This window comes from Brasilonema sp. UFV-L1 (genome assembly GCF_012912105.1).
Lineage (GTDB): Bacteria > Cyanobacteriota > Cyanobacteriia > Cyanobacteriales > Nostocaceae > Brasilonema.
The window spans coordinates 1-14260 of sequence record NZ_QMEA01000158.1; the positions used below are offsets into that span (position 1 = coordinate 1).

The following is a 14260-nucleotide window of genomic DNA, read 5'->3' on the forward strand; positions in this document are numbered from 1 at the left end:
AGCAATTGCAAACTGCTTAAACTACAAGTCTTTCAGCTTTTCTTAGTGCCATTCGTTGCAGTAGGGCTTTTGGGTTCGATGGGACGAGATGCGAGTACTGCACTGCGCCTTAGTCTGTATTCACCTTCAGGGTTTGGTTCTTGATATACCCGTCTCTTGGGAGGTGTCTGTGTCTGTTGCGGAGTAACTCTAATTTGACTTGCTGTTTTGTTAGTGTTTATGTTGGTGGTAGCTGAGGCTTGTTTTTCTTTATTTGGAGTTTTTTGTTCAGTCTTATTTTCTTTGGTTTCTTCCTCTTTACCGTTGAGTGTTTCAAGTTCTTGCTGTTGCTTAGCGAGCGCTAGTTTTGCATAAACATCCCCATCTTTCTCTTCAAATGGTGTGGATGTGGGAGTAGGAGAGGAAATTGCAACTGGAGTTTGGGCAGTATTGCTACCACTGTTCATCATGCCGTTGAGGGCGACAAACATGACTAGAAAACCTACTCCAAATGCACCTCCAATAATACCAAGTCTTGACCAGGGAGAAGTTACAAAGTCGTGTTTGGTTTGAACCGCTGCGGGGTTTTCTTCCTCTTCCCCCTCTTTTTCTCCTAATTCTTCTTCTAATTTCTCTTCGGATTCGGGATTTTTCACTAATTTCTCATCTAACGGTAAGAGTGCATCAACAGAATTAGCTAGTTGTGAATTCCCGTTATTATTAACGCTGTCTTGATTGTCGTTTTGCAACTGTAACATAATTATTTGATTTAAATAGATTAATAAAAAATCATTATGACTTCTGATTTTTTTTTAATTTGTCGTATTATTTCTTTTTACCAAGTTCATAATCGACAATTTGAATGATTTCTAAACCAGAATTTTTTGCTTTGTATACTTTTTGAGCAATATCAGTAGTTTGGGGTGGATTCTGTGGTATATCTACTGCTGCAATAGTTATTGTTTTATTAAAAGGTAAACCTTTACTTTTGTTTCTTTCGCTATTAAATGTAACTAAACTGGCGATAATATCAACTTCCCACTTGCCCTGAGATATTTTTCTCGGTTCAGAGATGTAGTTAGTGACGATTGTGACTGTACCTTGTCCTGAGAATATACCTTCAGGAATTGTTGAAGCTAGTGTTTTAAGGAAGCTGGCACGAAAATCTTGGTTTTCAGATAAAGTAAATGCTGCTTCCCAAACATCACTGGGAATTTTTCTTCTATCTCCATTTTCGGTTTCGATTTCTACTCCCTTATCAACTTTTTGAATAAGCTTACCATTTTCGTCGGTGTTGATAATTCCATCCCAATTGAATAGCTTCACCATGCTATTGGTGACAAAAGTTTTAATAGTTTCGTTAGTTCTTTCTCCAGGACCGAGAGTTTTGGCTGCTGCAGTTGTTCCATCTTGGAGTTGTACAAATGTCATGCCCTTCATGTATTTGGCAGCAGCAGAATTTGCCCCAAAATTGACAAATTGTAATAGAAGAGAGAGTATACCTGCTACTGCGCCTACTGTAGTTGTAATTGCAACCGGTGCTGATGTAGATTGTCCGTAACTGAGGAGGCGAAGTGGCTGTGATTTTGACTTTGGTTTGAGCATGGTTGATTATCTTTTCCTGGTTTTTGAAGCAATAAATTTTGTGGTATTGACAGCTACTGTCGCTGCTGTACTTGCTCCACTAGTAGCAATTCCTGCTGCAACTTCAGCCCCAAATGATGTGACTTTACCTAGTCCCGTCCAAACGGCTATTCCACCACCAGCAGCCAGGGCTGATGCGAGAATGGGGGATACTAACCCGACGAAGAGGAGAAATATCATTGGTTGGTTTTGTTGGGAATTTGCAATAAGTTGTCCGCATAGCCCGATAATGATGTTGAAGCAAAGTTTCGCCATTCCAACGGTGAAATAGCCAGTTAACCAGGCAAATATTGGTTTAGCACCAAAGGGGAGTAACGAACCACCAACTGCTAATGGACCAAGGAGGGCGGTTAGCAACATGGTAAATTCGATTCCCCACTGATACGCATTATTGAGGGCAAGTAATATGACAGCGACAAAACCAGTAATCATTGCACCAATGGTACTGGTGATTGTGTTACCAACTTTTTCTAATACTTGACCTGGGGAAAGATTTGAGAGTGCGTCTTTGGCGTCGGATAGGGACTTAAGGGGGTTAAATTCCCAACTCCCAACGCTTGGTGCTTCTCCCTTAAATAAGTCGGGCGCAGATTTTTTGATTTCAAGTTCGGCTTGTTGGAGACATGCGATCGCATCTTGAGTACTACCGGGAATTGACCTACATCTTTCCATTGCGCCTCCGACTTGCTGTTGGAGGGCAATATTTCCAACTGCGCGGTTGAATGCTACCTCAAGGTTTGCTCCGGCAGCGGTAAAATTTATGACATCATTATTAACATTATTGATATAACCTCTGATAGTAAAGGTTCCACTTCTAAGTAGGGTGCCGTTGTTTGCTAACAATGCAATAACTATAATGGGCCATATCCAACTGGAGAGAGCTTTCATGTCCTCTTGGTTTATCCAGTTTTTACCCAATTCGACCATATACAAGGTGAGAGTGGCGATCGCAAAAAACTGTCCTACCTTGCACATTGAGCCATACAAGTTTCCGTTGAGGGTTTCCTCCCAAAGTTCTTTAAATCCTTCTGCTACGAGTTGTGCCCCGCCAGCAGCATTTTCGAGAATGTCTTGTCCAAAAAATGGGTCGGTGGCGATTATGAAATGTTCTAACATAGTGCTTTGATTACCTGATGCTGAGGGGTCATCTGGTAGAATAGAAAGGACACTCCTTCTATTTACGAAGAATTTAGAATTCAGGAGCGGAGCCTCTGACTCCGAAGCTCCGGTCAGTATTTAGGAGAGTAAGAAGAAGAATTGAAGAATTCAGCAAGTTATGATTCAGTATATGCCCTTCGGGCACGCTGCTTTGTATGCCTACGGCACGCTATGCGTTCGCCTTTGGCGTGCCCGTTCGCGTAGCGTGTCCTTTGGACATAGGGCTTACATGTAGTGTACGCTTGCGCTTACAGCATTTTATTCTGGCTCCTGGCTCCTGAACGGCAGTTGCTACCCTGCGGGAAGCCGCCCTCCGGGCGTCTATATGCCGGGGAACCCTTTCAGCAGTCGCCTGCGGAGGGAAACCCTCCCGCAGCGCTGCTTCACCACCGCACTGCCTCCTCCTGACTCCTATTCACAACAAACTATTTACCAGCAGTCGTTTTGAGAGAGCTAAATCCACTAATTTCCATGTATTGGGAGGTGATACCGTCCATCATCAGATTTTGACGGCGGCGATCGCTTGCACCTTGTTCAGCGATTTGGGATAGCATGAGGTTAGTTTGTTGGGCGTCGTGCCTTTGTTGCAGTCCATCAGTACGGGACTGTCCAAGCATTGAGACAATCTGGGCATTTTGGGCAGCAATTACCTTGAGGATATTTTGGGAAGCATCCATACCTTGGGCTTGGTTTGCCAAATCTTGCGCGTCGGCTACTGTTTGTTGGGTTGCTTCAATTTCCTTCTTAGTACGTTCTTGCCCTTTTTCTCCCAAGACGCTTTCAACTGTAGCACGGGTGGTTTCCCGCTCAAGTTCATTACCAGCAGCAACTGCACCCTCGACGGTGTTACTCTCGTTCCAGGAACCCTTATTTTTAAGCTGCTCTTTAAGCTTCTGGGCTGAGTTTACTGGGTCGGGCAAACCCATGCTACTAATAGAATTATTGGTAGCAGTTTTTGCCTCATTTTTGAGTCCACCCCAACTAGTATTGATAGCAGCGATGAGCTCGCTTTTGGTTTCTTCAAAGTAGCTATTGAGTTCGCCCAATATTTCATTAAAGAAACCGAGTGAGAGGGCGTAGGACGGAGCTGTTCCGATAAGAGTACATATCCCGATTACTAAGCCGATTATTATTCCTTTTTTGGGTTTCAACTTGAATGGTTGTTTCATACTTTACTAATTAGTTGTCGATGTGGCAGTTAGTTACTTGAAGCCACTTGTTTAGGATTTTCTTCTGTTAGCTTTTCTTCTCTAGCTTGTACGGTTAGTACGGTTTTTTTATTAGCGAAATCTAATAGTTCTTTGGTTTCTACTGTTGGTTCTTCTCCACGAATCATCTCCACGTATGCTTGGGAGAATTTAACCATTCCCAACATGGGGTTATTTTTATACTTATTGAGATATAGCGTGCGTAATTCTTGTTCATTAGGATTATTTGCCACAGCCGCAAGCAAGCAATAAGCTGGGTAATATCTACAGAAGGTTAGTTTGCCGTTATCATCAAGCAACCATTGTGAGTAGATACTTTCGCGCTTGGGGAAGAAAGCTTCTGTACTATTACGAGAAATAATCTCTGATGGGTATTTAAATCTTGCGAGAAATGGGTCTACTGCTGATGTTTGAATTCGTCCAATGAGTCTAGTTGTCAGGTTTGCAAATATCTTAGGAGCAAATTTGCTCTGGAAGATACTTTCGGGTTCTTGAGCTGATAAAATTACCCTAATACCAGCTTTTGCACCGTTAGCGCAGAGTCTTCCAATTAATTCGGCGATGGAATCAAAGCTAAACAGGATAGGTGCTTCGTCCAAAAAGAAGATACTTGACTTAGAGGATAATGCTCGTCTTAATGCAGCAGCATATGCTGATAATGCAAGGATTGCTGCATCGTTTTCTGACCCAAGTGAACGTAAGGCGAATACTAATAATCGAGCGTCAGTTCTAAAGCTGGATGGTTTAGCAACTGACTGACCTACTCTTGAATTTAACCAAAACTTTAACCTCAATCGGATGTGGTCGAGCGCATCTAATATTTCCTTAGAGTTATTAGCAATTGAATCAAGTTTGATATATCCTGGCGAACAGAAATTATAGAAGTCTTGGAGTGTAGGAATATCATTCCACTCGTTTGTTTCTACACCTGATTCTAGTGCTAATTTGTACCGCAGTTTGATATCATCGTCATTAAAGAAAGTTTCCAGACCAAGAGTAAGAAGACTCTCGATATTTGATACCATAGTTGGGCTAACACCAACTGAATGAGTACCAAGTACCATTGTCATTAATGTTGATTTCAAGAATTCCTTGAAATCAGTCATTCGCTCTTTGATAACATTAGGTTCGTATCCCCTTAAATCTGGAAGCTCAAATAAGTTATTCGCTTCCTTTGTGATATCAAAATAAGCACCTTCTCTGCCCAGGAACTGTGTATAATCTGTAAAGGTGGAACTGCCATCAGGCTTGGGATAGTCCAAGGCGATGACGGGGATACCTTGAGCGAGTGCGGGTGTTAATAATCCTGCTACTAGTACAGATTTACCAGCCCGGGTCGTACCGAACACAGCTAAGTTTTTATGTTGGTTGTACAAGTCGAGATGTACGGGTGTTCCTCCCTCTTCGGCAATGAGTTCAAACCCATTTTTATCACCTGTGGCGGTGCGTACTAAGGGTGTGATTCCTGGTACTTCAGAAGAGAAATATGGAAGGCGGCGGTTAAATGGCTTTGTTAGTAAATTCTCCCAAATAATAGGTATTGTTTGCAGCCAAGTTTTCCATGCGTATTCTACTTCTCTCTCAACTACCGCTGGTCGTAGGAAGCAGCTAGAAAGATACCTGCAAGCTTCATCTAGCTGATGACGACTGTGACGATGGATACAAAAGACAACTGCCGTGTGAATGGGGATAGAACCTCTAAGGATAGTTTCTTGTGCCCGTACAGCTTCTTCAATGTTCATGTTTGCCTTAACATCGATGGAACCTTTATCGGCAGACATGGCGCTAGATGTAATTGATTGTTTAGTTATGCGTTGTAAAACTGTTTTTGCTAGCCCTTGATTTGCTTTGGATAGCTGGCAGATAATTTCGGTGTCGGAGATTTTTTCTTTAGAAAGTACTCTCCAGAGGTATCGTAGTTGGTCGTATTCATCTACCCACCCTTGAGGTTTCTCGCTAAATTGCAAGACACTGATATACTTATCTTGAAGTTTAACCCAACTACGGTCGAGAAAGGGAACTGATTGTTCGTTTTCCAGAACTAGGTGTTTGATATGAAAATCGCTAGTTTGTTCTTCCCTAAGCCCTGCTTCATCGAGGATGAGGGGGTTGGGAATGGGTGGTACTTCACTACGGTTGAATTGATTCCAGATAACTTCCCAAATATCACCTGCTGTAAGTACTTTGGCGCTTAATCCCATTGTGTTAGAGATAATTTGCTCCCACATTTGGAATCCAGAGGTGAAGCTATCGTGCAGAATGGTTTCGATTCTCTGGTGACGAAGCTTGTGAATTTCTCCAGTAAATCCTTGCCAGTAGGTTTGCAGTTGTTTGATAGTTTTCTCAATGGGGTCGTTGCTTTTGCTATTTTCAGCTGCAAGTACGGTATAGGTACACCAAAAGCGGAGGAACTTATTTTTACGTACCCCTGCTTGAGTGAGTTCGCGTGTTCGCAGGCGTTCTGACCTAATAAGTAGTGTTAGCTGTTCAAGGTCGCATTCTTTTTCGATTTTCTTTAATTCTTGTTGGCGGAAGGTGTCATCGGTAAATGAGCCAATATGGATTGTTAGGGTTTCGCGTTCGGGTAATTCTTTGAGTCCGCCCTCAATATTTTCAAATATAGGTAGGATTTGTTCAGAACTTAAGGATGGGTGAATACCTTGGATATCAAAGCAAAATCTGATTTGGATATTTTCCTTCTTCTTGAGAATGAGCGCACCAATATTTTTACGACCACCAAGTGAGATACTTGCAATCCCTGCTAGATGGGTAATATCTTCAAACGGGGTGAGATTTTTTACTACTCCTAATTGTTCGGTTTCGAGGGATTGTCTGCCAAGTTTATCTTTCGGCTTGGTTGATTTAGTCGAAGTCATGGCGGTATGATATCTGCGTTAATTCTTAAAAGGAGAAGGTTACCAGTTATCAGTTATCAGTGTCGTGTTCCGTTGGGTTCCAAACCTGTTCACTGTTCACTGTTTGAATTGCGTTTGCGCTTAGAAGCGGGTTTTTTCCTTGGTTCGCTTTGGTGTGGATTAAGCAGTGAAACAAAAGGCTTATATCCGCGAGTGATGCGGGGAGTACCGACAAACTTACCTAAGAAGGCTTTATTTGATGTGACTGTCCACCAAGTTGCCCATCCCCAGGTAATTGATATTCCTGTTGCTAGCCATCCTGCTTGAAGAAATCCTTGAACTACGAAATACATGATCAGTGCGATCGCACTCCAAGGAACAATTTGGTCGGCGGGAAATGGACCGAGGCGGGGTTGGTTACCTAAGACTCGGTTGACGGTACGGAATTCTCTATCTCTAAGCATATTTGATTCGAGTAGCAGTGATACCAATCACTGCTAAAGGGTTGGTTATAGTGCTCTTTTGTGTCTAACCACCGCCAGTACCGACTACTAATCCAGCTAGAATATCGCCAATAACTACGGTGATGGCAATAATAATTGGAGTACGGGCAATGGTCTGCCAATCTTCGTCATTTCTGGCTGCTTGGACGACTCGGATAAGACCAATAGCAAGATAAATCAGGAATAGACCGCGCAGTACTGCGAAGATAAAACCAGTTATTTTTTTATCAATACCAGGGAAGTACTTGTCATTCGTGAAGAATTTTTCAGCACTGTTCATGAATTGCGCGCTGGCTGGTGCAACTGACATATCCAGCAGGAAGACCGCACCTACCAAGCAAAACATGATTGTGTAAATATTGATACCGTACTTGCGCTGCCATTTCTCAAAGTTAGAAAGCAGGCTGTTTGCTTCTTTGGGCATTAATGCGACGATGGCAGTAGCAAATGCGAGTGATGCCATAATCATGTTGTGGATTGAGAGATCTACAATCATCAATCCGGTACCAACAACCATCAAACCGGCGATTGTGCCATTTTCTTTCCAAGTGCGGCGGCGTCGATCTGAAACAGGATATCCGTTTTCTTGTTCGTAGGATGTATAGTCCTTATTGTAATCAGGGTCGTAGTTTGTTCTCATGTGGGTGTAATTATCGATTTATAAGAGCTAATTTTTGAGAGAAATTGTTGGGGAGATACTCTTTGCGGCAAAATTCAACGAAGAATCGGTATTGGTTGAAACTCTTGAAAGCTTTGTGGCTTATACGCTTATTCTATGAGTGGAAGCATTTTTGATACATCCGATTAATTGTTTAAGTTTTGATGTTATCTTTGCCTATACAGTGTTGAAGTTTATTTCAAATCTAGTTAGATTGACAAAAAGAAAAATGTATCTCAACACTATCTTTAAGCAAAGTAAAATCCCTCAAACTCCTTGTTTGAGGGATTTTATGCTTGATTTTGGCTAATATGTTGTTTGATTAGGAGTTGAGGCTATCTCAGATTGATTTTGAGAAATTCTCCATTATTTAACCCTAAAGAATCTACACTACCTGCAGGTAATTCGATGACTTGGTTTACAGGGTACACTGAATTGTATTTAGGACAGAACTTCGTTCTACAAGGTGGTACATTCCTGATGATATGTTTAATTTCTCCACTTTCAAGAAATATCATATCTAGGGGGATGTAAGTATCCTTCATCCACAAGCTAATAGGTTCTGATTTGTTGATAACAAATAGCATCCCGTGGTTGTTCGGTATTGACTTGCGGAATTTGAGTCCTTTGGATAATTCTTGGGCAACTCTAGCTACCTCTAATTTGATTGTTTGGTTATTACTAGTAAAGGTTGCACCAATAGGTAGATACTGGGGTTGATGATTCCAAAAGTAGAGCGCTAGGGGTGAGAGGGCAGCAGTGAAACCGGCAATTGGTCCAACGATATTGAGAATTTTGAAGAATAAGCTTTTTGGTGAAGTTTGTGCGCCTTTTGTTTGAATGCCTCTTTGAGTGGTTGGTCTTGTGACTTCCATAATTTTAGATGAATAAAATGGTAAAGTGGTTAAAGAGCGTGAACAGTGACCAAGAAACAGTGAACAGTAAACAGTGACCAGTGAACAGCGAAGGAGTCAGGAATCAGAAGTCGGAATTCTTTATTTCTTCCTTTTGAATCAAGAATTGCACCAATTGCTGTTAGCGTAGCGGGGCGTAGCGTAGCGCCCCCTTGGGGGCTAGCCCATTCTTCTTCAAACTGATAACTGATAACTGATAACTGGTAACTGGTAACTGGTAATTGGTAACTGATTTCAGACGTTTCCTAGCTGAAAATATTGATGTTTCCAACAGCAAACTTGCTTTCATCAAGAGGGCTACTAGGTAAAGCTTGTTGGTCTGCTTTATTACGCATTGACTCGACTCTATCTGCTTCCCGGATAGCAAGCGGGTTAATTTGGCGGCGTTCTTCAAGTAGTGCTTCAATGGTTAATTCTAGAAGCGGGAGTTTACTTTGTGAGTAAGTGTCTTCTATTACTGTCTGACAGAATATAGTGCTAGCAGCACGTTCTACAATTGTCTGGATTTCAGCACCCACACACCTATTGGTGGCTTTAAGAAGTCTGCGCCACTGTTCTTCGTCCCAAGGATCGCCACCATTGCGGAAGCGTTCGTCAAATCGGGCAGCGTGCAGTTTGAAGATAGTATATCTTTCCCCGTTGTTGGGTAGGTCTACCTTAAAGAGGTAGTCAAACCGTCCGGCGCGGGTGAGTTCGGGTGGTAGCCACTCCATTCGGTTTACTGAAGCAATAACTAATACATCAGACTGTCTTTCTTGCATCCAAGTTAAAAGCTTACCAGCTAGCCGTTTAGCTAAATCATCATCTCCGGCAAAAGCTTTATCAAAATCATCAAAATAAAGTATTATTTGTGACAATTTATCAGCGAGTTTTAGCAGACGTTCAAGCTTAATTTCAGCTTGGTTCTCGAAACTGCGAAAGTTCCCCCAATTGACCATGATGAGGGGAATACCCATATTTTGGGAACAGGCTTTGGCGGAGTGAGATTTACCTGTTCCTGGTGGTCCCACTAACATGATACCTTTGGGCACTTTGAGATTATATTGTTTGGCGCGAGGGGTGAGAAGGCGCTTGAATTTTTTAAATGACTCTTGCATGAGTTCTAACCCACCTAGTTGGACTTTGGGTGGAGGTAGAAACTCAATATCGTAGAGGCGGTTGAGTAGTTGGATTTTTTGTTTGAGGAGAGATTGTGCTACAAATTCGGAGTTATTGAAATCGGTGGTTTTTCTAACCTCCTTGAGTAGGTTTATGATGTCAGATATGTATAACCCCATCCCAGTGTTCGCTACTGTGAGATAATCTGTGTCTGTATATTCTGGGGGTAGAAGGCTGGTTTGAGTGAGAGAGTTGATGATTTCGCTAACATCAGGTAAATCTTGTTTCCAGATAGGAATCTCGGCGGAGATATCGCTACTAATATTAGCAGTTGCTCCTAGGAGTAGGGCAACTTTACCAGTATTTTGGTTAGAAAGTTTAATGTTGAACAGTGAAGATTTCATCCACTCTGACATCAGTAAATATTCAGTTTCTTTGGGGCTATTTTCCTGAATCCACGGATATAGATTTTCGAGAATTAGTATCCCAGTTTCTTGATATTCTTTCCAAAAATTGAGGCTCTGAAAATAATCTTCTTTATTTTGTCTTGGTTTAGGAATATAGTCTTGAAATTCTCCAATCACTAATTTTGAATTTTCAACTGTCAGTTCCTTGATTGTTTCCTCTCCTAGGTTCCACAGGTAGCACCTTTTTCTGGTGGTTTGGCAGAACTGACTGATATGAGTGAGTAGGCGCAGTCTTTCTTGGAGGGGAGATTCGCAGGCGATGACGGGGTATTCTTCTTGAATCAGTCCTGAGAGTATCTGGAAGCTGTACATACCTTGTCCGGAGTGCTTTTAGCGTATTTTCTTCCATGTGACTGACAATTGGCATCCAATTTTAGTTGTAAAAAATATGCAACATTTGTTGGTTTCAATAATGTTGGTGTACTTGTAAAACTGGGTGTAATATTGTTCCTTATTTAAGGAAAATATGAAGCGACAACCTCTTATTTAAAGATTTGATTAACAAACATGGCGAAATCAGCATTACTAGTTCCATCTTTTCCTCAAATATTTGTCCCGCAGTTGGTTCGAGATAAGAAATTTGCTCCCGTGACTGCACCTTCGGGTACGGGTGATTCCCCTGTGGGAGCGAGTGAGAATTTATTCGGGAATGTTTTGAAGTATTATTTTGGTGAAGGGGTTGTTTTACCCCAACAGAAGATGTTACCTCCAGGGCACGATTTACATTACACGGCTGATTTTTTGATTGTGGAACCCACTACTGGGCTACACCTAGATGTTGAAGTGGATGAACCTATCTCATTTGCAACGGGAAAACCTACCCACTGTATTGGGGAGGATAACTACAGAAACAAGTGCTTTGTTGATGCTAACTGGGTGGTGGTGCGGTTTGCGGAGGAACAGGTTTCTAGCCAGCCGGAACGTTGTGCGCTTGTCATAGCTGGTGCGATCGCAAAACTGACGGGCAATACTACTTATGAAGAGAAGTTGCGCCATGCAGGTAGGGTAGACGCTATTAAGCAGTGGACACCTCGTCAGGCTACGAAGTTGAAGAAAAGTAATTACCGTCAAGGGTATTTGGCATCTAGGAACTAGTAGCCCTTAATCGTTAAAACCCGTGTTTTTGTTTTCTGTAAAACGCTTATTCAACGCAAGTTCCATGAGGGATGAAAATACGGTTTTTAGAAATTATGTCCTACTAGTAAAGTTTTTCAGGTATTTAGCAAAAGAGCTTTAGGTTACTACTGGTGATATTTTCGAGAAAAAATTAGGGAGTTTCTCAAGATGAGCAAGTGTGTTACATATTATACGCTGACTAATCAAATTGACCAACTTGTCGAGTCTTTCGGCACAAGGCTAGAGAAACTTACCCTAGCTGATAAGCTGGCATTGCGGGTAACATTAACATATTGGTTATTCCACTGCGAAGTTGCTGATTTAGGTGAGTATACTTTAAATCATGCCTTAGAGGATATGATGCAAGGATATTCAGAAGACTGTCAAATTAATCTCAAAGAAGCGATTGCGATTTTAGAAGGTATTGGCAAGGATGAAGCAGAAGGGTTAATTGAATCACTGACGGCTCAATTGCGCTGTTTGTAAAAAATATTGAACTAACGGCTTTGGCGCTAAGTAGGAAAGCACAAATAAACACAATTATGTTCAGAAAGATTAAGGCATTGAAATCCTCTTCCCTTGAGCTCCAGCTGCCTTGTCTCAACGACAAATATTTGTGCTGACCTATTTATCATATAGGAATTAGTTTAAGTTCTTTTATGAATATCTACTACCTCAACTTCCCAAAAATTTTCAGATGGTTGCACGAAGAGCCGCTAAGCTGTTACGCACCTAATTTGCACATTTAGACAGCAGAGGGGCGAGGGCGCGGAGGAGCAGGGGAGAAGGATTGACGCTTTTTCTCCAAAATCAATAATATGCAAGTTAAATGTGTTTTTGCTTATCTAGTGGTTCTCAATAGCTAGCTGCTAGGATTATTTCATGTATGGATGTGCTTGCAATTGAAGCAGCTTTTCGGTTCTATCACTATGCGAATCCTTTTCCTGCCTTAATACAAACCCACTTGTTAGTATCCTGCCTTTCCCAGATTGCTTCCCATAAAGGCGCTTCCATTATTAATTTCCAATTTCCTGGTTCTTGTTGAGCAATTTCCTCAAACTCAGCAAGTGTTTTTGGTTCACCGACTTCAGTCTCGCCGTCGTAGTAAGTTTGCCAGTTTTTGGTTATCTTAGCCGTTCCAAATCCTACTTGAACTACTATGTCTAGAGGGCAAATACTGCCGATTGGATTGCGAGAAGTACCAGTTGTATTGAGATGATAGCTCATTATAAAGAATCCATCAATATTTCTTTATAATGAGCATTAGCTATTGATTGTGGTCTAATTATTTTTAGCTTTTCTTTATAAGTTTTTAGCCTAACGATACGGAGCTTACTCATTTTTTTCTCTGACTGGTAGCAGTTGATGACTGAATGATTGAATGTGGTTATGCGCGGTGTAACCTGACATATGGTTGGCGAATGCAGCTTGCATATCTAATATGAATACCAAAATAAACAAGCTGCTAAATCCATAGATAAGGATGTAGAGTAAGTTGTTGATAAAATGAACTAAACTTTCCATTTGCAGTTGCCTTTTAAGACGTAATTTTGGTTGCATTGATGAAGTAATTTAGGCAATTTATTCTAATATCATTCAGCGAAGCTGCTGTGGTGTTTTATATTTTCGGATATTTTCATTCTTTCTCCTTATAGGTACAGAATGTAAGAGTTAATAAAAAAAATGGTTGAGATTTTATTCAACCATAATGGTAAGATTTCTGATAGGTAATTTGTTTTATCGAGCTTGGCTTCTGCCATCATCTGTGGTTTTTCTTGTTGCGATTTTTTCCACTTGATTGCACTTTAAACCGTACCTGCTTTCCGATAGTTATTTCAGCAACATTGCTGATATCTTCACCAGATTTGTAAGCTTCGATAATTGCCTTATTATTAGCTTGGTACTTGATAGTTCTAAACTCATCCGGAAAATCTTCATCATCTACTTCTAATAGTAAGTTAGCAACTTTAGGCGGGTTATCTCTAATCTCAATCACCCTTGACTTACCGATATTTTTATCATTGATTAATCCAATCTCATATAAATGGATGAGGGTGCGCTTGATTTGTTCAAGTTGAGTTTTGCGGCGTGAAATTACCTGGTTGTGGAGTTCGGCTACTCGCGCTTTTCTTTCCTCCCAGGTTCCAAGGTCAAGATTTAATTGGTCAACTACCCAGGCGATCGCATCGATTTTGGTTTCGATACCATCCTGAATAGTCATAAGTTCTTGTACAAGTTCTTCTACTTTACCCTCAGAGCCTAATACCAAAAACTTGAAAGTGGAATTGCATAGTCGAAGCGTGCGTGTTAAGTGACTTCTACTTTTCCTGGCGTAAGCCTCAGTTGATTAGACATCTGGTGAAAAATGCCAATACCACTCTCTAACTGGCTTTCAACAGGCGATAAGCCTCTGGCTTGACGCGCGCGTATCGCCTAATTATGAGCAACATAAATTTGATAACCCGCAACGCCGGGTTAATAGTTGCTGATTGTGCGCTTTATACAGAATCAAATAGTGAACTACCCCGCCGCATAGGCGGACGGGGCTTCTGTACTCACGGGGGAATGCCTTAGATTAGACTTTCGCCCAAGCTTTGGTCTTACTTCCCCTCCTACAGCAGAGACGGCTGAACCTTCCGCCCTTACGGGTTCGCCAGTTG

General features: G+C 41.5%; 14 protein-coding genes. 2 read left to right on the plus strand and 12 right to left on the minus strand.

Features of this window, described 5'->3' with window-relative positions:
• Nucleotides 1–32: 32 nt before the first annotated feature.
• The 9 genes from DP117_RS29480 to DP117_RS29520 all read right to left on the minus strand — a co-directional run bounded on the left by DP117_RS29480 (nt 33) and on the right by DP117_RS29520 (nt 10796).
• A complete protein-coding gene (locus DP117_RS29480) occupies nt 33–737 on the minus strand; it encodes a hypothetical protein (protein ID WP_169221756.1) in 705 nt (234 codons plus the stop codon).
• 67 nt (nt 738–804) lie between these two features.
• Entirely contained in the window at nt 805–1584 is a 780-nt protein-coding gene (locus DP117_RS29485; RefSeq protein ID WP_169221757.1) for a hypothetical protein, read from the minus strand.
• A 6-nt stretch (nt 1585–1590) separates the two neighbouring features.
• Nucleotides 1591–2739, minus strand: a complete 1149-nt coding sequence (locus DP117_RS29490; RefSeq protein ID WP_169221758.1) for a hypothetical protein — start codon at nt 2737–2739, stop codon at nt 1591–1593.
• A gap of 467 nt (nt 2740–3206) precedes the next feature.
• Nucleotides 3207–3950, minus strand: coding sequence for a hypothetical protein (locus DP117_RS29495; protein WP_169221759.1), 744 nt, complete (start codon nt 3948–3950; stop codon nt 3207–3209).
• Between the two features lie 29 nt (nt 3951–3979).
• Nucleotides 3980–6865, minus strand: coding sequence for a hypothetical protein (locus tag DP117_RS29500; RefSeq protein WP_169221760.1), 2886 nt, complete (start codon nt 6863–6865; stop codon nt 3980–3982).
• Between the two features lie 89 nt (nt 6866–6954).
• Entirely contained in the window at nt 6955–7308 is a 354-nt protein-coding gene (locus DP117_RS29505) for a hypothetical protein (RefSeq protein ID WP_169221761.1), read from the minus strand.
• A 64-nt stretch (nt 7309–7372) separates the two neighbouring features.
• Entirely contained in the window at nt 7373–7987 is a 615-nt protein-coding gene (locus DP117_RS29510) for a hypothetical protein (protein ID WP_169221762.1), read from the minus strand.
• Between the two features lie 353 nt (nt 7988–8340).
• The gene (locus tag DP117_RS29515; protein ID WP_169221763.1) at nt 8341–8880 is read right to left on the minus strand and encodes a DUF192 domain-containing protein; all 540 of its coding nucleotides are present in this window, start codon (nt 8878–8880) and stop codon (nt 8341–8343) included.
• Between the two features lie 284 nt (nt 8881–9164).
• Complete coding sequence (locus DP117_RS29520) at nt 9165–10796, minus strand: ATP-binding protein (RefSeq protein WP_169221764.1); 1632 nt, start codon at nt 10794–10796, stop codon at nt 9165–9167.
• 195 nt (nt 10797–10991) lie between these two features.
• Between DP117_RS29520 and DP117_RS29525 the strand changes: the two genes are divergently transcribed.
• Nucleotides 10992–11579, plus strand: a complete 588-nt coding sequence (locus DP117_RS29525; protein WP_169221765.1) for a hypothetical protein — start codon at nt 10992–10994, stop codon at nt 11577–11579.
• A gap of 189 nt (nt 11580–11768) precedes the next feature.
• Nucleotides 11769–12086 (plus strand): hypothetical protein, encoded by a 318-nt coding sequence (locus DP117_RS29530; RefSeq protein WP_169221766.1) that lies wholly within the window; start codon nt 11769–11771, stop codon nt 12084–12086.
• Between the two features lie 441 nt (nt 12087–12527).
• On the opposite strand, the gene DP117_RS29535 is transcribed toward DP117_RS29530, so the two are convergent.
• The 3 genes from DP117_RS29535 to DP117_RS29545 all read right to left on the minus strand — a co-directional run bounded on the left by DP117_RS29535 (nt 12528) and on the right by DP117_RS29545 (nt 13869).
• Entirely contained in the window at nt 12528–12827 is a 300-nt protein-coding gene (locus DP117_RS29535) for a hypothetical protein (protein ID WP_169221767.1), read from the minus strand.
• 105 nt (nt 12828–12932) lie between these two features.
• Nucleotides 12933–13124: a hypothetical protein gene (locus DP117_RS29540; protein WP_169221768.1), complete on the minus strand. Its 192-nt coding sequence runs from the start codon at nt 13122–13124 to the stop codon at nt 12933–12935.
• Between the two features lie 235 nt (nt 13125–13359).
• A complete protein-coding gene (locus DP117_RS29545) occupies nt 13360–13869 on the minus strand; it encodes a siphovirus Gp157 family protein (protein ID WP_248277881.1) in 510 nt (169 codons plus the stop codon).
• Between the last annotated feature and the right edge of the window lie 391 nt (nt 13870–14260).